The organism is Streptococcus pseudopneumoniae IS7493, from assembly GCF_000221985.1.
Classification (GTDB): domain Bacteria; phylum Bacillota; class Bacilli; order Lactobacillales; family Streptococcaceae; genus Streptococcus; species Streptococcus pseudopneumoniae.
Genome location: NC_015875.1, coordinates 1,630,486 through 1,654,469, shown reverse-complemented (window position 1 = coordinate 1,654,469; position 23,984 = coordinate 1,630,486). Strand labels below are relative to the sequence as shown.

At 39.5% G+C, this 23,984-nt stretch carries 25 protein-coding genes, 1 tRNA gene, 2 pseudogenes and 2 other annotated features; of the genes and pseudogenes, 24 read left to right on the top strand and 4 right to left on the bottom strand.

The genetic code is table 11. From position 1 onward, the window contains the following. Window positions 1-229: 229 nt before the first annotated feature. The 9 genes from SPPN_RS08460 (at window position 230) to trpA (ending at window position 8,756) form a co-directional block, all read left to right on the top strand. Window positions 230-1,231, top strand: a complete 1,002-nt coding sequence (locus SPPN_RS08460; protein WP_000789949.1) for a LacI family DNA-binding transcriptional regulator — start codon at window positions 230-232, stop codon at window positions 1,229-1,231. A gap of 211 nt (window positions 1,232-1,442) precedes the next feature. Then, window positions 1,443-1,673: a binding site (T-box leader), on the top strand. Window positions 1,674-1,839: 166 nt separating this feature from the next. Beyond that, entirely contained in the window at window positions 1,840-2,124 is a 285-nt protein-coding gene (locus SPPN_RS14025) for a hypothetical protein (RefSeq protein WP_000693159.1), read from the top strand. A 75-nt stretch (window positions 2,125-2,199) separates the two neighbouring features. After that, window positions 2,200-2,425, top strand: a binding site (T-box leader). Between the two features lie 71 nt (window positions 2,426-2,496). Beyond that, window positions 2,497-3,858, top strand: a complete 1,362-nt coding sequence (gene trpE, locus SPPN_RS08445; protein ID WP_000439608.1) for an anthranilate synthase component I — start codon at window positions 2,497-2,499, stop codon at window positions 3,856-3,858. Beyond that, complete coding sequence (locus SPPN_RS08440) at window positions 3,855-4,421, top strand: aminodeoxychorismate/anthranilate synthase component II (protein WP_000601921.1); 567 nt, start codon at window positions 3,855-3,857, stop codon at window positions 4,419-4,421. The genes trpE and SPPN_RS08440 overlap by 4 nt, the downstream gene beginning before the upstream one ends. Before the next feature lie 10 nt (window positions 4,422-4,431). Then, the gene (gene trpD / locus SPPN_RS08435; RefSeq protein WP_000658677.1) at window positions 4,432-5,436 is read left to right on the top strand and encodes an anthranilate phosphoribosyltransferase; all 1,005 of its coding nucleotides are present in this window, start codon (window positions 4,432-4,434) and stop codon (window positions 5,434-5,436) included. Next, window positions 5,433-6,200 (top strand): indole-3-glycerol phosphate synthase TrpC, encoded by a 768-nt coding sequence (trpC, locus tag SPPN_RS08430; protein WP_000076540.1) that lies wholly within the window; start codon window positions 5,433-5,435, stop codon window positions 6,198-6,200. Before trpD ends, trpC begins: the two co-directional genes overlap by 4 nt. After that, the gene (locus SPPN_RS08425; protein ID WP_000169908.1) at window positions 6,187-6,786 is read left to right on the top strand and encodes a phosphoribosylanthranilate isomerase; all 600 of its coding nucleotides are present in this window, start codon (window positions 6,187-6,189) and stop codon (window positions 6,784-6,786) included. The genes trpC and SPPN_RS08425 overlap by 14 nt, the downstream gene beginning before the upstream one ends. After that, window positions 6,764-7,987, top strand: a complete 1,224-nt coding sequence (gene trpB, locus SPPN_RS08420; protein ID WP_000331250.1) for a tryptophan synthase subunit beta — start codon at window positions 6,764-6,766, stop codon at window positions 7,985-7,987. The genes SPPN_RS08425 and trpB overlap by 23 nt, the downstream gene beginning before the upstream one ends. Then, entirely contained in the window at window positions 7,980-8,756 is a 777-nt protein-coding gene (gene trpA, locus SPPN_RS08415) for a tryptophan synthase subunit alpha (RefSeq protein WP_001127013.1), read from the top strand. Before trpB ends, trpA begins: the two co-directional genes overlap by 8 nt. Here trpA and SPPN_RS13615 read toward each other — a convergent pair. Next, window positions 8,728-8,826: pseudogene (locus SPPN_RS13615) on the bottom strand (prepilin peptidase); the annotation flags it as partial. The gene trpA and the pseudogene SPPN_RS13615 sit on opposite strands and share 29 nt — an antisense overlap. 123 nt (window positions 8,827-8,949) lie before the next feature. Here SPPN_RS13615 and SPPN_RS08410 point away from each other — a divergent pair. Both SPPN_RS08410 and SPPN_RS08405 read left to right on the top strand, forming a co-directional pair. Then, window positions 8,950-9,681 (top strand): spr1630 family ClpXP-sensitive toxin, encoded by a 732-nt coding sequence (locus tag SPPN_RS08410; RefSeq protein ID WP_000934350.1) that lies wholly within the window; start codon window positions 8,950-8,952, stop codon window positions 9,679-9,681. Window positions 9,682-9,695: 14 nt separating this feature from the next. Next, a complete protein-coding gene (locus SPPN_RS08405) occupies window positions 9,696-10,847 on the top strand; it encodes a spr1629 family repressor/antitoxin (protein WP_000481761.1) in 1,152 nt (383 codons plus the stop codon). Between the two features lie 51 nt (window positions 10,848-10,898). On the opposite strand, the gene SPPN_RS08400 is transcribed toward SPPN_RS08405, so the two are convergent. After that, window positions 10,899-11,558, bottom strand: coding sequence for a prepilin peptidase (locus SPPN_RS08400; RefSeq protein WP_000565602.1), 660 nt, complete (start codon window positions 11,556-11,558; stop codon window positions 10,899-10,901). Between the two features lie 69 nt (window positions 11,559-11,627). Between SPPN_RS08400 and SPPN_RS08395 the strand changes: the two genes are divergently transcribed. The 6 genes and pseudogenes from SPPN_RS08395 to SPPN_RS08370 all read left to right on the top strand — a co-directional run bounded on the left by SPPN_RS08395 (window position 11,628) and on the right by SPPN_RS08370 (window position 18,111). Continuing rightward, window positions 11,628-12,083, top strand: a complete 456-nt coding sequence (locus tag SPPN_RS08395) for a GNAT family N-acetyltransferase (protein ID WP_000586775.1) — start codon at window positions 11,628-11,630, stop codon at window positions 12,081-12,083. A 181-nt stretch (window positions 12,084-12,264) separates the two neighbouring features. Further along, complete coding sequence (locus tag SPPN_RS08390) at window positions 12,265-13,266, top strand: LacI family DNA-binding transcriptional regulator (RefSeq protein WP_000230199.1); 1,002 nt, start codon at window positions 12,265-12,267, stop codon at window positions 13,264-13,266. Between the two features lie 153 nt (window positions 13,267-13,419). Then, window positions 13,420-14,337, top strand: a complete 918-nt coding sequence (locus SPPN_RS08385) for an ABC transporter permease (RefSeq protein WP_001084980.1) — start codon at window positions 13,420-13,422, stop codon at window positions 14,335-14,337. 10 nt (window positions 14,338-14,347) lie between these two features. Beyond that, window positions 14,348-15,238 (top strand): carbohydrate ABC transporter permease, encoded by an 891-nt coding sequence (locus SPPN_RS08380; RefSeq protein WP_000797956.1) that lies wholly within the window; start codon window positions 14,348-14,350, stop codon window positions 15,236-15,238. Window positions 15,239-15,265: 27 nt separating this feature from the next. Beyond that, window positions 15,266-16,782, top strand: a pseudogene (locus SPPN_RS08375) (ABC transporter substrate-binding protein). 9 nt (window positions 16,783-16,791) lie between these two features. After that, window positions 16,792-18,111: a glycoside hydrolase family 32 protein gene (locus SPPN_RS08370; RefSeq protein WP_000502536.1), complete on the top strand. Its 1,320-nt coding sequence runs from the start codon at window positions 16,792-16,794 to the stop codon at window positions 18,109-18,111. 208 nt (window positions 18,112-18,319) lie between these two features. Here SPPN_RS08370 and SPPN_RS08365 read toward each other — a convergent pair. Together SPPN_RS08365 and SPPN_RS08360 are read right to left on the bottom strand one after the other, a co-directional pair. Continuing rightward, window positions 18,320-18,392: transfer RNA gene (locus SPPN_RS08365), tRNA-Lys, on the bottom strand. A gap of 264 nt (window positions 18,393-18,656) precedes the next feature. Next, complete coding sequence (locus SPPN_RS08360; RefSeq protein WP_001113218.1) at window positions 18,657-19,928, bottom strand: replication-associated recombination protein A; 1,272 nt, start codon at window positions 19,926-19,928, stop codon at window positions 18,657-18,659. A gap of 281 nt (window positions 19,929-20,209) precedes the next feature. Here SPPN_RS08360 and SPPN_RS08355 point away from each other — a divergent pair, with 281 nt between their 5' ends. The 7 genes from SPPN_RS08355 to SPPN_RS08325 all read left to right on the top strand — a co-directional run bounded on the left by SPPN_RS08355 (window position 20,210) and on the right by SPPN_RS08325 (window position 23,856). After that, complete coding sequence (locus SPPN_RS08355; RefSeq protein ID WP_000425689.1) at window positions 20,210-20,431, top strand: hypothetical protein; 222 nt, start codon at window positions 20,210-20,212, stop codon at window positions 20,429-20,431. 154 nt (window positions 20,432-20,585) lie between these two features. Continuing rightward, the gene (locus tag SPPN_RS08350; RefSeq protein ID WP_001862821.1) at window positions 20,586-20,774 is read left to right on the top strand and encodes a hypothetical protein; all 189 of its coding nucleotides are present in this window, start codon (window positions 20,586-20,588) and stop codon (window positions 20,772-20,774) included. A gap of 136 nt (window positions 20,775-20,910) precedes the next feature. Continuing rightward, a complete protein-coding gene (locus SPPN_RS08345; RefSeq protein ID WP_001132281.1) occupies window positions 20,911-21,090 on the top strand; it encodes a type II toxin-antitoxin system HicA family toxin in 180 nt (59 codons plus the stop codon). Window positions 21,091-21,126: 36 nt separating this feature from the next. Beyond that, a complete protein-coding gene (locus SPPN_RS08340) occupies window positions 21,127-21,579 on the top strand; it encodes a type II toxin-antitoxin system HicB family antitoxin (RefSeq protein ID WP_000961810.1) in 453 nt (150 codons plus the stop codon). 290 nt (window positions 21,580-21,869) lie between these two features. Next, window positions 21,870-22,340, top strand: a complete 471-nt coding sequence (locus SPPN_RS08335; RefSeq protein WP_000257101.1) for a DUF3013 family protein — start codon at window positions 21,870-21,872, stop codon at window positions 22,338-22,340. Window positions 22,341-22,358: 18 nt separating this feature from the next. Continuing rightward, window positions 22,359-23,447: a site-2 protease family protein gene (locus SPPN_RS08330; protein WP_000719722.1), complete on the top strand. Its 1,089-nt coding sequence runs from the start codon at window positions 22,359-22,361 to the stop codon at window positions 23,445-23,447. After that, entirely contained in the window at window positions 23,428-23,856 is a 429-nt protein-coding gene (locus SPPN_RS08325) for an NUDIX hydrolase (protein WP_000418168.1), read from the top strand. The genes SPPN_RS08330 and SPPN_RS08325 overlap by 20 nt, the downstream gene beginning before the upstream one ends. Window positions 23,857-23,984 lie beyond the last annotated feature (128 nt).

The window sequence follows — 23,984 nt, the reverse complement described above, 5'->3', positions numbered from 1 at the left end:
ATCTACAATTTTATGGCATTTTTTTCTCATATGAATTTATTTGTCGTGAAGTTGGAAACATTCTTAAAAATAAAGGTGTGAAATGCAATTTAAACTTTTTTGAAGGGAAAGAATATTTGTAAAATTAATTTTGTGAATTTGTGGATCTTAAATAATTTACTAAATTCTCTTGTTAAAAAAAATTAAATATTGTATAGTAATATTAGAATGTTCGTAATGGAGGACTGAAATGAAAAATATAAATGGGAAAAAGGTAACTATTTATGATATTGCACGTTTATCAGGTTTTTCTCCAAAAACAGTTTCACGAGTTATTAATGGTGGAGTAAATGTTAAAGAAGAAACTTATCAAGCGATTCAAAAAGTTATAGAGGAATTGTCGTATATTCCAAATGCGTATGCAAAAAATTTAACTAAAAAAGAAGCTATAAATATATTGATTTCTGTAAAAAAAATCGACTCTTTTCCTTTAATTTGGTTTCATACGCTGTTAGATAAAGTGTTACGGACGTGTAAAGAATTTGGTGTTAATGCTATAGTTGAGTACTTTGGAGAGGAGGATACAATTAGTAATTCAATTATATCAAGCACAGGTAGCCTAGTAGATGGTGTTATTGTTTTTTATGAAAGTGTAGATGATATCAGAATTCAGTATTTAAAGAAGAACCATATGCCTTTTCTTGTTTTCGGTGAATCTCAAACGTCTGGAGTAGTCTATGTATCTAATAATAATTTTCAAGCTACTTATGATATGATGAAAGCTGTAACTGAAGAAAAATTTAAAAATATGTGGTTGCTTATGGGAGGAGAATCCCATGTTAATAAGGATCGTGAAAGAGGTGTGCGTTCTTTTCTGAATGATAAAAATTACTTTATGGATTTAAAAGTCATTTATGGCTTATCTACAATTGATTCAGTTTATTCTTATGCAATGCAGCACTTGACTACCCAAAATTATCCGGACATTATTTTTGTTTCAGGAGATGAAAAGGTTCAGGGCTTGATTCGTGCGTGCTATGAGAAAGGAATTCTTATTCCAGATGATATTTCTATCATTGGATTTGATAATATTCCTATTTCTCAGTATTATACTCCAGCTTTGTCTACAATTGCTCCCAATTATGTTAAATTGGCTAAAGAAATGATAGAAGGTGTTTTAGCAATTATTAAAGGGGAAAGTGTCACATCTGTTGAAGTTTCTCCTAAATTTGTTAGGAGACAGAGTTTCTAGTATTGTTTAATTCTTGAAAATCCTAGTGGAAAAGATGGAGTGTTCTAAAATAAGTTCTGTTTAGCCTCCATTCAGTTTCTATTGAGTTGGATCCAATTTCTAACAAGTGGGACATGTTCATGTTCGATCTAAGGAAGACATGGTCACATTCGAATGATATTTTCAAAAAAATCGTAAAAAAGTCTTGACAAAGAAAAAACAAAGTATTAAAATAAGTTCAACAAATCAGAAAAGTAACTATTTTTGATCTTCAGGGAGCCTGTGGTGGTTGTGAATAGGTGGTTGGAAGTAGTGAAAGTGGGCTGATTTTGAAAATGAATTTGAAACAATGAAAATTCGGTGCGCACACCTTACAGTGCAGCTTGTTGTTAGACAAGGCAGAGATGTAAAGGAGATAGTTCCTTTATAATTGAGGTGGCACCGCGTTACCAACGCCCTCACATGGAAGTAGATTCCGTGTGTGGGCTTTTTTCTATCCGTCATTTTGTTTATCTTTTATTAGGGCCTTAAGTCGCTTTGATGAACTTGAGTTCTATCTACAGCTCCTTGCCTACTACTAAAAGCAAACAAAAAGGCCGGACTAATACGAAAAAAGCTAGTAATACTCAATGAAAATCAAAGAGCAAACTAGGAAACTAGCCGCAGGTTGCTCAAAACACTGTTTTGAGGTTGTGGATAGAACTGACGAAGTCAGCTCAAAATACTGTTTTGAGGTTGTGGATAGAACTGACGAAGTCAGCTCAAAACACTGTTTTGAGGTTGCAGATAGAACTGACGAAGTCAGCTCAAAACACTGTTTTGAGGTTGCAGATAGAACTGACGAAGTCAGTAACCATACCTACGGCAAGGTGAAGTTGACGCGGTTTGAAGAGTATAAAGGTGTACCGAGATGAACATCTCTTCATCAATGTCTCTGGTCGTGGAGACAAGGACGTAGCTGCGATTGCAGACTACCTAGAAGCTAAAAAATAAAAGATGGAAAAATTACAGTCCTTTCTCTCACAGAGAGCTTGTGGTTGCTGAAAACAAGCAGAGAAAACTGTAAGGTTGGGTCCATCTGAAACGAGAGAAGAAAACATCATTCTCAAGGGAGTGCCCTTTATCGCACAGCCTGTTACAGAATCTTTCTAAGACAGGAATGAGAGATAGGAGAAATCCTATAATTGAGGTGGCACCGCGAATTTCGTCCTCACGCAAGTTATTTTGCGTGGGGATTTTTCATACAGTCGCCACGGACTAGAAGTAGAACTGAAAGGGAAATTACAATGGAACGAATCATTCATGGAGATGTCTTATCACCAATCTTAGCTTATATGCGCTTAAAGGGACAACACAAGGTTATCTTAGAGAGTATTCCGAGAGACAAGGAAACAGCTCGTTTTTCTATCTTAGCCTATAATCCTGTTTTTGAGATTAAGTTTGAAAATGGAGTTCTTTACCAAAATGGGAAAATGATTGATCAGGATCCCTTGGATTTCCTTTATGAAGTGACTCATAAGAGCCAGCACCATTCAGAGCTCCCTTTTGGTGGTGGAGCTATTGGTTTTGTTGGTTACGATATGATTTCGCTTTATGAAGAAATTGGTCAAATTCCTGAAGATACAATTGGAACGCCAGACATGCATTTCTTCGTCTATGAGAGTTACATTGTCTTTGACCACAAGAAGGAAAAAATTCATGTCATCGAGGATGCTCTCTATAGTGAGCGCAGTCAAGAGGCCTTGGAAAAATCCTTGAACCAAGTGCTTGAGGAATTACGCATTCCTGCTCCAAATGAATTTGAAGACTTGGATCTATCTCCGTTAGACTTCAAACCGCATATCGCTCCACATAAGTTTGAGGGAATGGTAGAAACAGCTCGTGACTTGATTCGTAACGGAGATATGTTCCAATGTGTACTCAGCCAGCGTTTCTCAGCAGAAGTTACTGGAAATCCATTTGACTTCTACAGAAATCTCCGCGTGACTAATCCTTCTAATTACCTTTATTTCTATGATTTTGGGGATTATCAAATCATCGGAGCTAGTCCAGAAAGTTTAGTTTCTGTCAAAAATGGCATCGTGACAACCAATCCGATTGCAGGGACGCGACCAAGAGGGGCTACGGATGAAGAAGACAAGACCTTGGCGACTGACCTCCTCTCTGATGAGAAGGAAACAGCAGAACATCGAATGTTGGTAGACTTGGGGCGTAACGATATTGGCCGCATCTCTGAAACGGCCAGTGTCCAAGTTACTAAGTATATGAAGGTGGAGCTCTTCCGCTATGTTATGCATTTGACCAGCGTGGTCAAGGGACGTTTGCTTCCAGAACTCACTGCTATGGATGCCTTGAAATCAACACTTCCTGCTGGAACAGTTTCTGGAGCACCAAAGATTCGAGCTATGAGACGCATCTATGAACTGGAAACAGAAAAACGGGGCGTATACGCGGGAGCAATCGGCTACTTGTCTGCGACGGGTGATATGGATTTGGCCATTGCCATCCGAACCATGATTCTCAAAAATCAAAGAGCCTATGTGCAGGCTGGGGCAGGGATTGTCTACGACTCTATCGCCCAAAACGAATACCAAGAAACCATTAACAAAGCAAAATCTATGACTAGAATTGGAGAACTAAGACCATGATTTTATTGATTGACAACTATGATTCTTTTACCTATAACTTGGCCCAATACATTGGGAATTTTGCAGAAGTTCAGGTTCTGAGAAATGATGATTCCAAGCTGTATGAAGAAGCTGAAAAAGCAGATGGTCTGGTCTTTTCTCCTGGTCCTGGTTGGCCAGTTGATGCTGGAAAGATGGAAGACATGATTTGTGATTTTGCAGGCAAGAAGCCGATTCTAGGGATTTGTTTGGGTCACCAAGCCATTGCAGAAGTCTTTGGTGGTAAGCTAGGTTTGGCTCCAAAAGTCATGCATGGGAAACAGAGCAATATCAACTTTGAAGCGCCATCTGTTTTGTATCAAGGTATTGAGGATGGCCGTGCGGTCATGCGTTATCACAGTATTTTGATTGAGGAAATGCCAGAAGACTTTGAAGTGACAGCTCGTTCGACTGATGACCAAGCCATCATGGGGATTCAACATAAAAACCTACCGATTTATGGCTTCCAGTACCATCCAGAGAGCATTGGAACGCCAGACGGCTTGTCTTCTATTCGGAATTTTATCGAGAAGGTTGTAAAGTGAGGAAACTAGGATGAAAGAGATTATTGAAAAACTAGCAAAATTTGAAAATTTATCAGGTGTGGAAATGATGGATGTCATTGAGCGTATCGTAACTGGGCGTGTAACTGAAGCGCAGATTGCTTCTCTCCTCTTAGCTCTTAAGATGAAGGGGGAAACACCTGAAGAACGCACAGCCATTGCCCAAGTCATGAGAGGACATGCCCAGCATATTCCAACTGAGATTCATGATGCCATGGACAACTGTGGTACAGGTGGGGACAAGTCTTTCAGTTTTAATATTTCCACAACTGCAGCCTTTGTCTTGGCTGGTGGCGGTATTCACATGGCCAAGCATGGTAACCGCTCGATTTCTTCTAAATCTGGCTCCGCAGATGTCCTCGAAGCCTTGGGAATCAATCTTGACCTCAAACCAGCTGAACTAGGTAAGGTCTTTGATAAAACTGGAATCGTCTTTCTCTTCGCTAAAAATATGCACCCAGCTATGAAATACATCATGCCAGCTCGTTTGGAATTGGGAATTCCAACGATTATGAATTTGACTGGTCCACTGATTCATCCAATGGCTTTAGAAACACAGCTTCTTGGAATTAGTCGTCCAGAACTCCTAGAAAGTACAGCTCAGGTTTTGAAAAATATGGGTCGCAAACGTGCCATCGTGGTTGCTGGACCAGAAGGGTTGGATGAAGCTGGCTTGAACGGAACAACCAAGATTGCACTTCTTGAAAATGGCGAAATCAGTTTGTCAAGCTTTACTCCAGAGGATTTGGGAATGGAATGCTATGCTATGGAAGATATTCGTGGTGGGAATGCTCAGGAAAATGCAGAAATTTTGCTCAGCGTTCTGAAAAACGAAGCAAGTCCATTCTTGGAAACGACAGTCTTGAATGCTGGTCTTGGTTTCTATGCTAATGGTAAGATTGATAGCATCAAGGAAGGAGTTGCCTTGGCCCGTCAAGTGATTGCTAGAGGCAAGGCCCTTGAAAAACTCAGACTGTTACAGGAGTACCAAAAATGAGTCAGGAATTTTTAGCACGAATCTTAGAGCAGAAGGCGCGTGAGGTGGAGCAGATGAAGCTGGAGCAAATCCAGCCTCTGCGCCAGACCTATCGCTTGGCAGAATTTTTGAAGAATCATCAGGACCGCTTGCAGGTAATCGCTGAGGTCAAGAAAGCTAGCCCTAGTTTGGGAGATATCAATCTCGATGTGGATATTGTGCAACAGGCCCAGACTTATGAAGCAAATGGTGCAGTGATGATTTCTGTTTTGACAGATGAGGTTTTCTTTAAAGGTCATTTGGATTATCTAAGGGAGATTTCCAGTCAGGTAAACATTCCGACGCTCAACAAGGACTTTATCATCGATGAAAAGCAAATCATCCGCGCTCGCAATGCAGGTGCGACAGTCATCTTGCTCATTGTGGCAGCCTTGTCAGAAGAACGTCTTAAGGAACTTTATGACTACGCGACGGAACTTGGTCTGGAAGTCTTAGTGGAAACCCACAATCTAGCTGAACTAGAAGTGGCTCACAGACTTGGTGCCCAGATTATCGGGGTCAATAATCGCAATTTGACTACCTTTGAAGTCGACTTGCAGACCAGTGTAGACTTGTCCCAACACTTTAAGGAAGGACGTTATTACATTTCTGAATCTGCTATTTTCACAGGGCAGGATGCGGAACGACTAGCGCCATACTTTAACGGAATTTTAGTAGGGACAGCTCTCATGCAGGCAGAAGATGTAGCCCAGAGAACCAAGGAGTTGCAGATTGACAAAGGTTAAAATTTGTGGACTATCGACCAAAGAAGCGGTGGAAACAGCCGTTTCAGCAGGAGCCGATTATATCGGTTTTGTCTTTGCACCTAGTAAAAGACAGGTGACTTTAGAAGAGGCAGCTGTGCTGGCAAAGCTTATTCCTGCGGATGTGAAAAAGGTTGGTGTATTTGTTTCACCAAGTCGGGCAGAACTGCTAGAAGCGATTGACAAAGTTGGCTTGGACTTGGTTCAAGTTCACGGTCAGGTGGCAGATGATTTATTTGAGAATTTGCCTTGTGCCAGTATTCAGGCTGTGCAGGTAGATGGAAATGGGCATGTCCCCAATTCTCAGGCAGATTATCTACTCTTTGATGCCCCTGTGGCAGGAAGTGGCCAGACCTTTGACTGGGCTCAACTGGATACGACTGGATTAACTCAGTCTTTCTTTATCGCAGGTGGGCTTAATGAAGACAATGTAGTAAAAGCAATTCAACACTTTACTCCCTATGCAGTAGATGTATCAAGCGGAGTGGAGACAGATGGACAAAAAGATCATGAAAAGATTAGAAGATTTATAGAGAGGGTAAAGCATGGCATATCAGGAACCAAATAAAGATGGATTTTACGGAAAATTCGGCGGACGTTTTGTCCCAGAAATATTGATGACAGCAGTTTTGGAGTTGGAGAAGGCCTACTGTGAAAGTCAGGCAGACCCAAGTTTCCAAGAGGAATTAAACCAGCTTTTGCGCCAGTACGTAGGACGTGAAACTCCTCTTTATTACGCAAAAAACTTGACCCAGCATATCGGCGGAGCCAAGATTTATCTCAAACGGGAAGACCTTAACCATACAGGAGCCCACAAGATTAACAATGTCTTAGGACAAGTTTGGCTTGCCAAACGCATGGGTAAAAAGAAAATTATCGCAGAAACGGGTGCTGGTCAGCACGGTGTGGCAACTGCAACTGCTGCGGCCCTCTTTAACATGGAATGTACCATCTACATGGGTGAGGAAGATGTCAAACGCCAAGCCCTCAATGTCTTCCGCATGGAGCTTTTGGGAGCCAAGGTCGAGGCTGTAACAGATGGTTCGCGCGTGCTCAAGGATGCGGTCAATGCAGCCCTTCGTTCATGGGTGGCTAATATCGACGATACCCACTATATCCTTGGTTCTGCCTTGGGGCCTCATCCATTTCCAGAAATCGTTCGTGACTTCCAAAGTGTCATCGGTCGCGAAGCTAAACAACAGTATCGCGATATGACAGGTCAAAATCTGCCCGATGCCCTAGTAGCCTGTGTTGGTGGTGGATCTAATGCTATTGGGCTCTTCCATCCCTTTGTAGAAGATGAGTCTGTAGCTATGTATGGAGCTGAAGCGGCTGGACTTGGTGTGGATACAGAGCACCACGCAGCTACCTTGACCAAGGGTCGTCCAGGTGTCCTTCACGGTTCCCTCATGGATGTGCTCCAAGATGCCCATGGTCAAATTCTTGAAGCCTTCTCTATCTCAGCAGGTTTGGACTATCCTGGTATCGGTCCAGAGCATTCTCACTACCACGATATTAAACGTGCCAGCTATGTCCCTGTAACAGACGAAGAAGCCTTGGAAGGATTCCAACTCTTGTCTCGTGTGGAAGGGATTATCCCAGCCTTGGAATCGAGTCATGCTATCGCCTTTGCGGTGAAATTGGCCAAAGAACTTGGACCAGACAAGTCTATGATTGTCTGTCTATCAGGTCGTGGGGACAAGGATGTGGTTCAAGTCAAGGACCGCTTGGAAGCAGATGCAGCAAAGAAGGGAGAAGCTCATGCCTAAGACACTAACAGAAAAATTAAACGCTATAAAAGCAGCTGGAAAAGGAATTTTCGTTCCCTATATCATGGCTGGAGACCATGAGAAAGGTTTGGATGGACTTGGGGAAACAATTCACTTTTTAGAAGATTTAGGTGTCTCTGCAATTGAAGTGGGCATTCCCTTTTCAGATCCTGTTGCAGATGGACCTGTTATAGAAGAAGCTGGCCTGCGCAGTTTAGCCCACGGGACCTCTACCCAGGCTTTGGTTGAAACCTTGAAAACAATTGAAACAGAGGTTCCACTGGTCATCATGACCTACTTCAACCCCCTCTTTCAGTACGGTGTGGAGAATTTTGTCAAAGATCTGGCTGATACAGCTGTGAAGGGCTTGATTATCCCAGACCTGCCTCATGAGCATGCCAACTTTGTAGAACCATTTTTGGCAGATACAGACATCGCCTTGATTCCTCTAGTTAGTTTGACGACAGGGCTTGAGCGTCAGAAAGAGTTGATTGATGGGGCAGAAGGATTCGTCTATGCGGTTGCCATCAATGGGGTGACAGGGAAATCAGGCAATTACCGCGCAGATTTGGACAAGCACTTGGCACAACTTCATCAAGTGGCCGATATCCCAGTCTTGACAGGATTTGGCGTATCTAGTCAAGCTGATGTAGAACGCTTCAATGCGGTATCGGATGGTGTTATTGTCGGTTCGAAAATTGTAAAAGCCCTCCACCAAGGAGAGCCGATTCAGGACTTTATCAAACAAGCAGTAGCTTACCAAAAATAATCACACAAGCAGCAAGTAAGAGGAAAGGCACAAAAGGAAGTCTTTCCTTTTTCTTTTGCAGGAGAAAAGCTGGTTTTAGATATCATTTGCTAAATTACTCTAATATATAACTTTAAGAAAAAGCTAATTATTGTAGTAATTTCTTTAAGAAAATGATATAATTCATTAAAAAGTATTCGGAGGAGGAAGAATTATGTTGAATCAGAATCTCTTTGATTCGCTTGAGGCACAAAAAATTGTAGATACTTTGATGAAAGGGCAAAAAGATTATGTAGATGAACGTCTAGAAAAAAGAGAGACAATGAAAGTGTCGAATGGTTATGCATGGACGCGACCTAATCATATTGATACTGCATTTGCATCAGCAGATTTGTTTGAGTATAAATTACAATTAGCAGGACAGACTTGGGGATATTTAGAATTTGAAACAAATACAGAAAAATATGGGAAAGTATTGTTAATTATAAAGGGTAAGAAGCGACTTACGAGCCAATTTCCTTTGGTACAAAAAAATAAGAGTGGCTACTTATTTGAATATGCTCGGATGAATACACTTTATCTTAATCAACATTCTTCCTACAAAAATGATGAAGATAGTCATTCTTTTCCAATTCAGATGGAGTTAGTTTCTGATGAAATGATTCAAGAAATTGAACAAGCTACCAAAAATTCGAATATCGAAAAATTTATGATTTTAACTTATGAGGCGGACTCAGAAAACAATATTATATCTGTAGATGTTGTTATGCCTGATGCACGAACTGGTCAGTTACACTTGATTCAGGATTTGTCTGAGTATATTCAATCAAGTTCGTACCATTTCGAAGAAGCTAAATATCAAAATATTCCTAATTTTTCAGAATTATCGGAAACAGAAGATTTTGAAATTATTCCAAGAATAGAAAAACAAGAAGGTCAAAAGTAGTAAGGAGTATGTAAATGTTTAATGGTCGGGTATTGAAAGAATTACGGCTGTTAAATGGTTTAAGTAGAGCAGAATTGGCTCAGAGAATTAATTTAACGGAACAAGCCATTTGGCAGTTTGAGTCCAACGAAACGAAACCTAAATTATCAACCAAAATGCATTTGGCCAACCAATTTCATGTTGATTTAACTTATTTTGAACAGGAAGAGGAGAGCATTCGATTTGATTCTTCTGTAATTGCCTTTAGAAATGCAGACCTAGCAACACGGAAAACAATAGATATTCAAACTATGTATTTACATAAGGTAGATAGTTTGATTGATTATTTTGAAAGTTTTGTAATTATACCTAATATTACAATTCATGACCTAAGTAATGTAGTGAGTGAATCTTATCATAAGGGAAAATCCATTGAGGAATTGGCTCTTTATGCCAGGGAAAAATTAGGTATTTCAAAAGATAATCATGATTTGCTTTATAAATTAGAACGTTCAGGCATCTATATCGTGGAACGATTAATTAATGGTCAAGCTGATGCTTATAGCGCATGGTCAAAATTGGGAAGACCTTATATTGTGTTGGGAACGAATAAATCATCTGTACGTCGAAATTTTGACTTAGCTCATGAGCTAGGACATATTCTTTTACACAAATATAAAGATATGAATGAAGATGGCGATCGTTTGGAGCAAGAAGCAAATTATTTTGCATCATGTTTTTTATTGCCAAAAGAAGAGTTTTTAGTCAAATTTGAAGAGAGGGTTGGCAAGCGTGTCAGCAATCCTGATAGTTATATTTTATTGAAGTCGGATTTGAATGTTTCGATACAGGCTTTAGAGTATCGAGCTTTTAAGTTAGGATTATTGACTCCAAAGCAACATTCTTACTTTTATCGTCAAATTGCGCAAAAAGGTTACAAAATGATAGAACCTCTGGATGATCAAATTTTTGTTAAAAAACCAAGCAAAGTAAAGAGTATTCTGGACGTCGTTTTGAGTAATCATCTAGTCAGTCTAGCGACTATAATGTCTAAACAAAGTATTCGTTTACAGTTTATAAGCGAAATATTTTCAGTCGAAATGAAATTTTTTGATCAGTATCAAGAAGATAAAAGAACAGATCGATTTGATAACATCATTCCTTTGTACAAAAGAAATAATTTATAATTCAACTGTGAAATAATTTCATGAAGGACATATGGCAGAAATTGGACTTTATCAAACAAGCAGTAGCTTACCAAAAATAATCACACAAGCAGCGAGTAAGAGGAAAGGCACGAAAGGAAGTCTTTCCTTTTTCTTTTGCAGGAGAAAGGCTAGAATCCCCGTTGCAGAAGCAAACTGAATCAAGATGAGCAATTCTGTTGCGCTAAAGACGAGAGCGCAAGAAGCTAAAAAAAGGAAATCCCCTGCACCCATGCGGATATCGATAAAATGAGCCAAAATTCCAAGTATGAGGAAGGAGATCATGACCAGATTCCAGCCAGAGGAAGCTATTAGGATTAGGTGGAAAGTCATCCAGACCAGTAAGGGATATTCCTGATGGCGAAAGTCGTAGATGCCCAAGGTCAAACCAGCAGTGATTAGGATGACTTGACTCAAGGAAAGTAATTCCCAAGAGTAAAGCAGAAAGAGGAGTCCTAAGCCTAGTTCAAAGAGGGCATACCAGACAGGATAGCGGACCTTGCAGTAGCGACAGCAAAAGCGATTGAAGACCTGTGAGAGAATCGGAATCAAATCTAAGGGACGCAAGCGAGTCTGACAGGAATCGCAGTGACTGGCTGGACTGATAATGGATTGCTCTGGAAAACGGTCAATGACCAAACCAAGAAAGGAAGCGAGAATACTCCCGACAAGAAAAAAATAAATATCAATCATACTTATCTATTCGTAAAAAATAGGAGAAGTAGTATAATGGAGAGACATAGATAAGATGGTGAGGTCAAGATGATAATTCGTTTTGAAGAAAAGGTGAGCACAGAAAACGCTCAGCTCGTATGCCAATGGTCCAGCTCCCTTGGCAAATCCTTTCAAGAACAATGGATGGGACCAAGGATTCCTTTTCCACTGACCCTTCAAGCCTTGCAAGACTTGGAAGGAGTCTTTTCAATCTTTGATGGACACGAGTTTGTCGGGCTTATCCAGAAAATCAGGCTAGAAGACAGCAATCTTCATATTGGAAGATTCTTTATCAACCCCCAGAAACAGGGGCAGGGCTTAGGTAGGCAGGCTTTAAGGAAATTTGTTAGTTTGGCCTTTGAAAATGAAGATATAGACAGTATTTCTTTAAATGTCCTCGAAGCAAATCAAAGAGCTCAGAATCTTTACCAAAAAGAAGGATTTGAAATCGTTCAAATGGTTGAAGCACCTGTACGGAAATATATTATGAAAAAGAGGAGATAGAAAGCAAACAAAGTCTTTTCCTGTGGTTGGTAGATTCCTATATATGAAATTGATGGGATTTTAGAAAGCCGATTGGAGTGATTTTATTCATGATGGGAAAAAGGGTCTGGACAAAAATGATTGAGAAATAGTTGCTAAAAAAGCGTTTGCATGATACTATATATTGAAAGGAGGTGATAAGATGGTAGAACAAAGAAAATCAATTACCATGAAAGATGTTGCTTTAGAAGCAGGAGTTAGTGTTGGAACAGTTTCACGTGTGATTAATAAAGAAAAAGGCATTAAAGAAGTAACCTTGAAAAAAGTGGAGCAAGCGATTAAAACTTTGAATTACATTCCAGATTACTATGCTAGAGGAATGAAAAAAAATCGAACAGAAACGATTGCAATCATTGTACCAAGTATCTGGCATCCCTTCTTTTCAGAATTTGCTATGCATGTGGAAAATGAAGTCTATAAGAGAAATAACAAATTACTCTTATGTTCTATCAATGGTACAAATAGAGAGCAAGACTATCTGGAGATGTTGCGTCATAATAAAGTTGATGGAGTGGTTGCCATTACCTATAGTCCAATTGAACATTACTTGACGTCAGGAATTCCCTTTGTTAGTATTGACCGCACATACTCAGATATTGCCATTCCTTGTGTTTCATCAGATAATGATGCAGGTGGAAGAGAAGCAGCTAAACAATTAATTAGTAAAGGATGTCAGCATTTAGCCTTTGTGGGCGGACATAATACAACCATTAATGAAACCAAACGTCGTAGAATTTCCTTTGAAAAGTATGTCCAAGAGCATAAAATACCTCTTAGTATTTTTGATTTGGATGAGACAGTTACTGACTATCATGGAAAGCTAGAGAGTTTCTTGGAAGACAATCATTCTATAGATGGAATTTTTACAATTAACGACTTTGCAGCTTTAGATGTTATTGATATACTAGAAAAAAATGGTAAACGTATTCCTCATGATGTCCAAATTATTGGATACGATGGAATTAAAATGGCTGGAGATAGAGATTATCTACTTTCAACTATTGAACAACCATTGGAAGAAATGGCAAAAGAAGCGGTTCGGATTTTGTTTGATATTATTGATGGAAAGACTGTTAATTTGCAGACAATCCTACCAGTGAAATTTGTTGAAGGAAAAACAACAAAAAATGAAAATAAGTCTTGACAGAAAACGCTAACAATGTTAGAATGAATTCAGATAAAAAAAGATTTATTTTTTTAAAACAAAAATGAAACGTTTCAAAAACAAAACAAATAGACAGCGCCAAGCGTTATCTTTTTCGACCAAAAATGAAACGTTTCAAAAAAGGAGGTTGCTATGAATAGCAAAGCGAAGCAAGTTTCTCTTTGGGAAAGAATCAAGAAACAAAAACTCTTGTTATTGATGACTGTCCCTGGTTTAGTTTTAACCTTTATCTTTAAATACATTCCTATGTACGGGGTTTTAATCGCATTTAAAGATTACAATCCCTTAAAAGGAATTTTAGGGAGTGATTGGATTGGTTTTTCTGAGTTTACAAAATTCATATCCTCTCCCAACTTTGGTATCTTGTTAGCCAATACTTTAAAATTAAGTATCTATGGTTTATTGCTTGGCTTTTTACCACCAATCATTCTTGCTATTATGCTCAATCAACTCTTGAGTGAAAAAGTTAAAAAACGAATTCAGCTCATTTTATACGCACCAAACTTTATCTCAGTCGTTGTTATCGTTGGTATGATTTTCCTTTTCTTTTCAGTGGGAGGACCAATTAACAATTTTCTCTCTATGTTTGGAATGAAGGCTGACTTCTTGACAAATCCAGACTTCTTTAGACCTTTATACATCTTTAGTGGTATCTGGCAAGGAATGGGGTGGGCTTCAACGCTCTACACGGCAACGTTGGTAAATGTAGATCCAGCCTTAGTAGAAGCAGCACGACTGGATGGAGCCAATATCTTCCAACGAATCTGGCACATTGATATTCCAGCTCTTAAGCCTATTATGGTTATCCAATTTGTTTTAGCTGCAGGTGGAATCATGAATGTCGGATATGAAAAAGCATTCCTGATGCAGACATCGTTGAACTTGCCAACTTCTGAAATTATCTCTACATATGTCTATAAAGTTGGTCTTGTATCAGGAGACTATTCTTACTCAACAGCGGTTGGTTTGTTTAATGCAGTGATTAACGTAGTATTGCTAGTCGCGGTTAACCAAATCGTTAAACGCGTGAATAATGGTGAAGGAATTTAAGGAGGGAAGCATGAAAAATTCGATTATGGATACAAAATTTGATAGACGTATCTTACTCTTAAATAAAATCATTATTGTCTTTATCGTTTTGATAACCTTACTTCCTTTACTTTATATCGTCGTAGCATCCTTTATGGATCCTAAGGTTCTGGTTAGTAGAGGGATTAGCTTTAATCCAGCCGATTGGACGGTAGAAGGTTACCAGCGTGTATTCAGTGACCAATCTATTCTAAGAGGTTTTATCAATTCTCTACTATACTCTTTTGGCTTTGCGGCTTTAACAGTCTTGCTATCTGTGTTTACAGCTTATCCTCTTTCTAAGAAAGACTTGGTAGGGCGCCGTTGGATTAACTACTTCTTGATTGTAACCATGTTCTTTGGTGGTGGTTTAGTCCCAACTTACTTGCTGGTAAAAGATTTGGGCATGCTGAATACTCCATGGGCTATCATTGTTCCAGGTGCTGTCAATGTTTGGAATATTATTCTTGCTAGGGCTTATTTCCAAGGATTGCCTGAAGAATTAGTTGAAGCAGCGGTCATTGATGGTGCAAATGATTTACAGATTTTCTTCAAAATCATGCTTCCTCTTGCAAAACCAATTATGTTTGTTCTCTTCCTCTATGCTTTTGTCGGCCAGTGGAACTCATACTTTGATGCAATGATTTATATCAAGGATCCAAACTTGGAACCATTGCAACTAGTACTTCGTAAAATTCTCATTCAGAGCCAACCAGGTCAAGACATGATTGGAGCACAAGCGGCTATGAATGAAATGAAACGTTTAGCTGAATTGATTAAATACGCAACTATTGTCATTTCCAGCTTGCCATTGATTGTTATGTATCCATTCTTCCAAAAATACTTTGATAAAGGAATTATGGCTGGTTCACTTAAAGGATAAAAAAAGAAAAATAAAAGGAGTTTTCTCATGAAATTCAAAACATTCTCAAAATCAGCAGTTTTGTTGACAGCTAGTTTAGCAGTACTTGCAGCCTGTGGCTCAAAAAATACAGCTTCAAGTCCAGATTATAAGTTGGAAGGTGTAACATTCCCGCTTCAAGAAAAGAAAACATTGAAGTTTATGACAGCCAGTTCACCGTTATCTCCTAAAGACCCAAATGAAAAGTTAATTTTGCAACGTTTGGAGAAGGAAACTGGCGTTCATATTGACTGGACCAACTACCAATCCGACTTTGCAGAAAAACGTAACTTGGATATTTCTAGTGGTGATTTACCAGATGCTATCCACAACGACGGAGCTTCAGATGTGGACTTGATGAACTGGGCTAAAAAAGGTGTTATTATTCCAGTTGAAGATTTGATTGATAAATACATGCCAAATCTAAAGAGTCTATTCAAAGCGTCAACGATATGGCTTGGATTAACAAAGATTGGCTTAAGAAACTTGGTCTTGAAATGCCAAAAACTACTGATGATTTGATTAAAGTCCTAGAAGCTTTCAAAAACGGGGATCCAAATGGAAATGGAGAGGCTGATGAAATTCCATTTTCATTTATTAGTGGTAACGGAAACGAAGATTTTAAATTCCTATTTGCTGCATTTGGTATAGGGGATAACGATGATCATTTAGTAGTAGGAAATGATGGCAAAGTTGATTTCACAGCAGATAACGATAACTATAAAGAAGGTGTCAAATTTATCCGTCAATTGCAAGAAAAAGGCTTGATTGATAAAGAAGCTTTCGAACATGATTGGAATAGTTACATTGCTAAAGGTCATGATCAGAAATTTGGTGTTTACTTTACATGGGATAAGAATAATGTTACTGGAAGTAACGAAAGTTATGATGTTTTACCAGTACTTGCTGGACCAAGTGGTCAAAAACACGTAGCTCGTACAAACGGTATGGGATTTGCACGTGACAAGATGGTTATTACCAGTGTAAACAAAAACCTAGAATTGACAGCTAAATGGATTGATGCACAATACGCTCCACTCCAATCTGTGCAAAATAACTGGGGAACTTACGGAGATGACAAGCAACAAAATATCTTTGAATTTGACCAAGCAACTAACAGCCTCAAACACTTACCACTAAACGGAACTGCACCAGCAGAACTTCGTCAAAAGACTGAAGTAGGAGGACCACTAGCTATCCTAGATTCATACTATGGTAAAGTGACAACTATGCCAGATGATGCCAAATGGCGTTTGGATCTTATCAAAGAATATTATGTTCCTTACATGAGCAATGACAATAACTATCCAAGAGTCTTTATGACACAGGAAGATCTGGATAAGATTGCCCACATCGAGGCAGATATGAATGACTATATCTACCGCAAGCGCGCTGAATGGATTGTAAATGGCAATATTGATGCTGAGTGGGATGATTACAAGAAAGAACTTGAAAAATACGGACTTTCAGATTACCTCGCTATTAAACAAAAATACTACGACCAATACCAAGCAAACAAAAACTAGAGGTTGATTATGGGAGATAAGAAATACACAGTAGAAAAAGCCAATCGTTTTATAGCAGAAAATAAACATCTCGTAAATACTCAATATAAGCCTGAAGAACATTTTTCAGCTGAGATTGGTTGGATCAATGATCCAAATGGATTTGTCTATTTTCGTGGAGAATACCATCTCTTTTATCAATTCTATCCTTATGATAGTGTTTGGGGGCCTATGCACTGGGGACATGCTAAAAGTAAGGACTTGATGACTTGGGAGCACTTGCCGGTGGCACTTGCTCCTGACCAAGATTATGACCGCAATGGATGTTTCTCAGGTTCTGCCATTGTCAAGGATGATCGCCTCTGGCTCATGTATACTGGGCATATCGAAGAAGAAACAGGTGTTCGTCAAGTGCAAAATATAGCATTTTCAGACGACGGGATTCACTTTGAAAAGATTGAACAAAATCCAGTTGCAACTGGAGCAGACTTGCCAGATGAGTTGATTGCTGCTGATTTTCGTGATCCAAAACTCTTTGAAAAAGATGGACGCTATTACTCCGTAGTAGCTGCCAAACACAAGGATAATGTGGGCTGTATCGTTCTACTAGGGTCCGATAACCTAGTAGAATGGCAGTTCGAATCCATCTTTTTAAAAGGGGTAGAACACCAAGGCTTCATGTGGGAATGCCCAGATTACTTCGAGTTAGAGGGGAAAGATTGCCTTATTATGTCACCCATGCGTTATCAGCGTGAGGGAGACTCATATCATAACATCAACTCATCGGTTTTGTTCACGGGTAAGGTAGATTGGGGAGAAAAACGTTTTATCCCAGAATCAGTTCAAGAAATTGATCATGGCCAAGACTTCTATGCGCCTCAAACATTGTTGGACGATCAAAATCGTCGTATCCTGATTGCTTGGATGCAGACATGGGGGCGTACCCTTCCAACCCATGACCAAGAACACAAATGGGCATGTGCCATGACTTTACCTAGAATTCTAAGATTGGAAGATGGCAAACTAAGACAATTCCCTGTTAAAAAAGGCCAATATCAAATCCAAATAGATAAAGATTGTCATTACCGCTTAGGAAATGATACAGATTATCTTGAATTTGGTTATGTCAGTAATGCGCAGCAAGTTTACATTGATCGTAGCCATCTTGTTCAAAAAATTCTAGGTGAAGAAGAACAGGATACAAGCCGACGGTATGTAGATATTGAAGCTAAAGAATTGGATGTTATTTTAGATAAAAATTCCATCGAGATTTTTGTTAATCAAGGCAAAGCAAGCTTGACTGCAACTTATTACTTAACAGTGCCAGCTGAGCTATCACGAATCGATTAAAAATAAAGTTATTTCTCCTAAAGAAAAAGTTCTCTTTCTAAAATAGTGGAAAGAGGACTTTTTGTGTTTTGGGTATATAAGCTTAGTTTATGGTATTTGTAAAATTGGTGTTGGATTATGATTTAAACTAGTTTTCTAAAGAATTTGAAAAAAATTTTATTTAAGCAAAAAAAACCTTGGTTCCAAGGCTTTTCCTGTTGTATGTAGATGCCCCCTACAGGGATCGAACCTGTGACCCACGGATTAAGAGTCCGCTGCTCTGCCAGCTGAGCTAAGGAGGCAAAGAAAAAAGCTGTATTGGTGCCGAAACTTCACGGTTTGTATTGAACCCGCGCAATTAAGCAGGTGGGCAACTCGCTCTAACTGAAGCTGTTTCCGTGTGAGACGGCCTACATGCTGTTAGAAGACTTTTGTTTCCCTAATAATACAAAAAATAGTCGGTCAACACTTAAGTGTGAAGTCGTACACCACAGCGTTTCTATACTTATATGATACCACTTTTTCAAAAAAAATCAAGAGGAAAGTGCAATTTTTTGAAAAGGATTTCAGATTTTTCGCAAACGGTCGATAGCTTCCTTTCTTTGAGCCAAGGCCCGTTCATATTTACCAGTATCTTCTGCTTGGAAATAGTGATGATTACGAATTTTTTCTGGCAGATAGTCTTGCTTGACCCAATTTCCAGGATAGTTGTGTGGATAGAGATAGTCTTGGGCATTGCCAAGTTCCTTGCTTCCACTGTAGTGCCCATCACGCAGGTGTCGCGGAATAGGCAAGTGCCCTGATGTTTTGAGGTCAGCAAGTGCCTTATCCATAGCTACATAGGCTGAGTTGGATTTTGGAGAAAGGGCCAAATCAATCACGACATTGGCAATGAGAATGCGGGCTTCTGGGAACCCAATCTTCTGGGCAGCATCCAGAGCAGTCACGGTATGAATCTGGGCCTCAGGATTGGCTAAGCCAATATCTTCATAGGCGATAACAGTCAAGCGACGAGCGAGACTAGGCAGATCCCCAGCCTCAATCAAGCGGGCAGCATAGTGGAGACTGGCATCCACATCTGAGCCACGGATAGACTTTTGCAGGGCAGATAGAACATCATAGTGACCGTCTCCATCCTTGTCCATAGTGATGTAGCTTCTCTGAAGACTATTTTCCATGATGTCTAAGGTGATGTGGCGAATGCCCTTGTCATTCTCAGGGGTAGAGAGAACAGCCAAGTCCAGTGAGTTAAAGGCAGAGCGAAGGTCTCCGTTTGTAGAGGTTGCGATGAAATCCAGCGCATCCTCATCTAGTTCTATTGGAAAATCAAAACCACGTTCAGGGTTACTTAGAGCTATCTGCAGGGCCTCTTTGACGTCTTGGTTAGACAGAGGTTCCAACTCGAAAATTTGAACACGGCTACGAATGGCAGGAGTGACAGAGAAGAAAGGATTTTCAGTCGTTGCTCCAATCATGATGACCAGTCCACTTTCCAAGAGAGGCAAGAGGAAGTCTTGCTTGGTCTTATCTAGTCGATGAATTTCGTCTAGCAATAGGACGAGACCACCAGAAAATTTAGCTTCTTCCGAGATTTCTTGCAGTCGCTTTTTACTATCAACTGTCGCATTGAAAGTTCGAAAGGCATACTTGGTCGTTCCAGCGATGGCAGAGGCAATACTGGTTTTGCCGATTCCCGGAGGGCCATATAGAATCATGGAGGACAGGCGGTTGGCTTCCACCATGCGGCGGATGATTTTTCCAGGTCCGACCAGATGCTCCTGACCGATGACCTGGTCGATGGTTTTAGGGCGCATGCGAAGCGCGAGATTGTCTGGCATAGCAGTCCTTTCTAGCGTGGATTTGAGTAGAATGACTGATCTACTATATCCATTCTAGCCTATTAGTTGTGATATTTCAATGGTTTTGTAATAATCAGGGAGTGAGATAGAATCTTTTTTACTATTTAATTTAATGAGGAGAGGTATCAGCATGAGAGATTTGATTTTCTTTAAAGCTCAAAATAGGATAGTTGAGCCTAAAGAAGTGGAAGTGCTGACTTGAGAAATAATATTGCTGAATGTCATTGTATGAACTATAATGAAAAGAGAGGTGATAAGCAATGGAAATGATGGAACTACCAAGTCAGGAAATTTTGATTTTTACAAAACAAATTCGTCATTGGATTCTTAGTGATCAAGTTATTTCAGGGAAAAGAAAACTTTTCTTCCGGGAAGATACTCCAAAAGAGATTTTAGATTTGTACGAAAACATTAAATCTAAACTTGATTTTGCTTACCAAGAAGTTCATTCTAATAATGGGTTGAAAAAATATGAAAAATAGAATAATTGATGTTTTTGAAGTAGTAAATCGCCTCCTTGTAATAACTGTTGAAAATCCTGATTTTGAATACTTGAGAGTTAATCATACTCAATGAAAATCAAAGAGCAAACTAGGAAACTAGCCGCAGGCTGTACTTGAGTACGGTAAGGCGACGTTGACGTGGTTTGAAGAGATTTTCGAAGAGTATCAGTTTGTAAAAATTGGAGATAAAAAATATAGAGTACGCAGTGTTCCTATGATTCATTCAACTCCGCCTCAATCTGTCTTAGATCGAGATACTTTTACAATTGACTATACAGATGATGAATTGCTCGATAAAGAAGCAGTTTTTACTACTCATTAGAAAAATAGGTATGAATAAATTGGCTTCCCTTAGAACCACATCTAAGGGTTTTTATGTATAATAGAATAATAAGTATCACTCCTTTACAATACGTGTAACACGTGTTATAATGGTGTTGTCAGGAGGTAAAAGCGCTATGCCTATGACACAAAAAGAGATGGTTAAACTCCTTACGGCCCATGGTTGGATAAAGACTAGAGGCGGTAAAGGCTCCCATATTAAAATCGAGAAGCAAGGGGAAAGACCTATCACAATCCTTCATGGTGAGCTGAATAAGTACACTGAAAGAGGGATAAGAAAGCAAGCTGGGTTGTAAAATTCAGCCCCTGCTTTTTGATATGGAGGTAGTGAAATGTTAGTTACGTATCCAGCTTTATTTTATTATGACGACACAGACGGAACAGAAGCGACTTATTTTGTCCATTTCCCAGATTTTGAATACTCAGCTACACAAGGAGAGGGGATTTCTGAGGCTTTGGCTATGGGGTCGGAGTGGCTAGGGATAACTGTTGCAGATTTGATAGAGAGTGATGGAGAGTTACCTCAGCCATCAGATATCAATAGCTTGTCTTTAATTGATAATGATCCTTTTAAAGATGATGAAGATTTCGTGTCAACCTATGACCTTGATAAATCTTTTATTTCTATGGTATCTGTTGATGTATCAGAATACCTAGGAAGTCAGGAACCCATTAAAAAGACTTTGACCATACCAAAATGGGCAGATAAGTTGGGACGAGAAATGGGACTTAACTTTTCTCAGACTTTGACAGACGCTATTGCAGATAAGAAAGTTCAAGCCTAAGATTAAGCGTGGTATCGTGGTAATAGTCAATAAAAAAGCACGTCCACTTGTGCTAGTTACTCGCCTATTGATTTTATAGATTTATTAGCCCTTTCGCGGGCTTTTTATATTGATTTTTATGAGAAATGAAGAAATCAGACTTTTAAGAAAATCACTGATACCAAGGGTTTAAATGAGGTAATATGGTATAATTAGGACATAAAATAATTTTGTGGTAAGATGGTAGTATCTATTTTAGCATATTTCCGAGCAATCGGGGCGATTAAAGAGTCGCATAGAAAGAGGACAAAATGGCAACATACGGATTTTTAGATGTTTTAGAGGAAGAGTTGGACAAGAACTTTCCCTTTGACTTTGAGATTAGCTGGGACAAACGCAACCATGCGGTAGAAGTGAGTTTTCTATTGGAAGCGCAAAATGCTGCAGGTGTGGAGATGGTGGATGAAGACGGAGAGGTTTCATCAGATGACATTCTTTTTGAGGAAGCGGTCCTTTTCTACAATCCTGCCAAGTCAACAGTCAATGAGGAAGACTATTTGACTGTTATTCCTTACCTGCCTAAAAAAGGATTTTCCCGTGAATTTTTAGCTTATTTTGCCCTTTTCCTTAAAGATACTGCTGAGGTTGGGCTAGATACCCTCATGGACTTTTTGGAAGATCCAGAAGCAGAGGAATTTGTTATGGAATGGAATCAAGAAGTCTTTGAAGAAGGAAAAGTTGGCTTGGAAGAGGGAGAATTTTATCCTTATCCAAGATACTAGGAGTTGGTTGGAGGTGTTATGAAGAAAATTGGGACTTATTTGGTTTATGTGCTAGCTGTTGTCTTTATTATGCTAGCTTTTGCTTGTGGAACAATCGCATTTGCAGAGTTGGGGTATTCCGCAGTTTTAGCCTTTACTTTTGGTTATGCCTTCGCTCTTCTAAGCATGTATTTAATCTTTATTCTTCATGAACTGGGTCATGCTTTTTGTGGCTACTTGACAGGCTATCGGCTGGTGGCTTTTGGATTAGGACATTTTATTTTGACCAAAAAGTCAGGCAGGTTTCATCTTAGTAGAACAGCCATTCTGAAAAATGTTGGTGCTCAATACATTGGTTTAAAAGAGGATGAAAGCGATCAAAGAATCATCCTGATGCTTTCAGGAGGCTTGATGGTTCATCTCGGCTTGATATTATTGGCGATAGTGTTTGGATTTTTGACAAGAAGCTGGTATTTTGCAGGGACTTGGATTTTTCTTAATTTATCTTTCTTCCTAAATAACATTTTGCCAGTCGACATCACCGATGGAGCAAAAATTTGGGAATTACTACAACACCCTGAAAATACCAAATACGCCTACCTGGTATTGAGACATTCTGCTCAAACTTTGCTGGCTCCTCAAGAATATGATTTGAAAGACTTTGTTCAAGCAGTTCCTGAGGATGCACGAGGGAGTTTTGCGGATGGTGTATTAGGTATGCAAGGTGAAGTTTCCATTTTGGAAGGGAAGGAAGAAGTAGCTAAACAGCAGTTTCAAGCATTACTTGAGAGGACAACTACTCCGATGATGCAGACAGTTGCCCAACTATCCCTGCTTCATATCGCCTTGTTGGAAGGAGATTTTGAGCAAGCGGAGCAATATGCTAGTATTCGACAGGTCAAATCGTTTCTGTCTCTCAAACTGTCCAATCTTCAAGTGATACAAGCCTGGTATCAATTAAAGGTGAAGAAAGATGTAGATCGAACTCGTAAGGCTCTCAAGATTGCTAGACAGAAAATGGATAGTAGTCGAATGTTGAGGGACGAGAAACGCTATTATGAAAACTTGTTAGCAGAGCTGGAAAAGGAAATGTTAGAAGGAACTGAAGATGGAACTAGAAATTTCTGATTTCCAAGGTTGCAAGATTGCCCTCTTTTGTGGGGATAAGCTACTGACGATTTTGCGTGATGACAAGGACGATATCCCTTGTCCCAACATGTGGGAGTTGCCAGGTGGTGGCCGTGAAGGGGACGAAAGCCCTTTTGAATGCGCTCGGCGTGAAGTTTATGAGGAACTGGGAATTCATTTAGATGAAGACTGTCTGCTTTGGAGCAAGATTTATCCTAGCGTAATTTTTAAAGGCAAGAAATCGGTCTTTATGGTTGGTCAGCTAAGACAAGAACAATTTGACAATATCATCTTCGGAGATGAAGGACAGGGCTATCAGCTGATGAATGTTGAGGAATTTCTTAGTTCCAGTCAAGTTGTGCCTCAGTTGCAAGAGAGATTAAAAGATTATTTAAAAGTAAGTGATTAGAAAGGATGGTTCAGTTACATTTCTAAACTGAACCCGCCCTAAACACTGTGCCAAAAAGATAAACTTCTCTTAGACACAAACGTCTTCAGAGAGTTTCCTATTTTGGCTTTGTGTTTTACGGGCTTGGT

Bases quoted from the DNA above. Each gene is read 5' to 3' on its own strand.
- SPPN_RS08460 (WP_000789949.1), top strand. From the start codon at position 230: ATGAAAAATATAAATGGGAAAAAGGTAACTATTTATGATATTGCACGT.
- SPPN_RS14025 (WP_000693159.1), top strand. From the start codon at position 1,840: ATGAAAATCAAAGAGCAAACTAGGAAACTAGCCGCAGGTTGCTCAAAA.
- trpE (WP_000439608.1), top strand. From the start codon at position 2,497: ATGGAACGAATCATTCATGGAGATGTCTTATCACCAATCTTAGCTTAT.
- SPPN_RS08440 (WP_000601921.1), top strand. From the start codon at position 3,855: ATGATTTTATTGATTGACAACTATGATTCTTTTACCTATAACTTGGCC.
- trpD (WP_000658677.1), top strand. From the start codon at position 4,432: ATGAAAGAGATTATTGAAAAACTAGCAAAATTTGAAAATTTATCAGGT.
- trpC (WP_000076540.1), top strand. From the start codon at position 5,433: ATGAGTCAGGAATTTTTAGCACGAATCTTAGAGCAGAAGGCGCGTGAG.
- trpB (WP_000331250.1), top strand. From the start codon at position 6,764: ATGGCATATCAGGAACCAAATAAAGATGGATTTTACGGAAAATTCGGC.
- trpA (WP_001127013.1), top strand. From the start codon at position 7,980: ATGCCTAAGACACTAACAGAAAAATTAAACGCTATAAAAGCAGCTGGA.
- SPPN_RS08410 (WP_000934350.1), top strand. From the start codon at position 8,950: ATGTTGAATCAGAATCTCTTTGATTCGCTTGAGGCACAAAAAATTGTA.
- SPPN_RS08405 (WP_000481761.1), top strand. From the start codon at position 9,696: ATGTTTAATGGTCGGGTATTGAAAGAATTACGGCTGTTAAATGGTTTA.
- SPPN_RS08400 (WP_000565602.1), bottom strand. From the start codon at position 11,558: ATGATTGATATTTATTTTTTTCTTGTCGGGAGTATTCTCGCTTCCTTT.
- SPPN_RS08395 (WP_000586775.1), top strand. From the start codon at position 11,628: ATGATAATTCGTTTTGAAGAAAAGGTGAGCACAGAAAACGCTCAGCTC.
- SPPN_RS08390 (WP_000230199.1), top strand. From the start codon at position 12,265: ATGGTAGAACAAAGAAAATCAATTACCATGAAAGATGTTGCTTTAGAA.
- SPPN_RS08385 (WP_001084980.1), top strand. From the start codon at position 13,420: ATGAATAGCAAAGCGAAGCAAGTTTCTCTTTGGGAAAGAATCAAGAAA.
- SPPN_RS08380 (WP_000797956.1), top strand. From the start codon at position 14,348: ATGAAAAATTCGATTATGGATACAAAATTTGATAGACGTATCTTACTC.
- SPPN_RS08370 (WP_000502536.1), top strand. From the start codon at position 16,792: ATGGGAGATAAGAAATACACAGTAGAAAAAGCCAATCGTTTTATAGCA.
- SPPN_RS08360 (WP_001113218.1), bottom strand. From the start codon at position 19,928: ATGCCAGACAATCTCGCGCTTCGCATGCGCCCTAAAACCATCGACCAG.
- SPPN_RS08355 (WP_000425689.1), top strand. From the start codon at position 20,210: ATGGAAATGATGGAACTACCAAGTCAGGAAATTTTGATTTTTACAAAA.
- SPPN_RS08345 (WP_001132281.1), top strand. From the start codon at position 20,911: ATGCCTATGACACAAAAAGAGATGGTTAAACTCCTTACGGCCCATGGT.
- SPPN_RS08340 (WP_000961810.1), top strand. From the start codon at position 21,127: ATGTTAGTTACGTATCCAGCTTTATTTTATTATGACGACACAGACGGA.
- SPPN_RS08335 (WP_000257101.1), top strand. From the start codon at position 21,870: ATGGCAACATACGGATTTTTAGATGTTTTAGAGGAAGAGTTGGACAAG.
- SPPN_RS08330 (WP_000719722.1), top strand. From the start codon at position 22,359: ATGAAGAAAATTGGGACTTATTTGGTTTATGTGCTAGCTGTTGTCTTT.
- SPPN_RS08325 (WP_000418168.1), top strand. From the start codon at position 23,428: ATGGAACTAGAAATTTCTGATTTCCAAGGTTGCAAGATTGCCCTCTTT.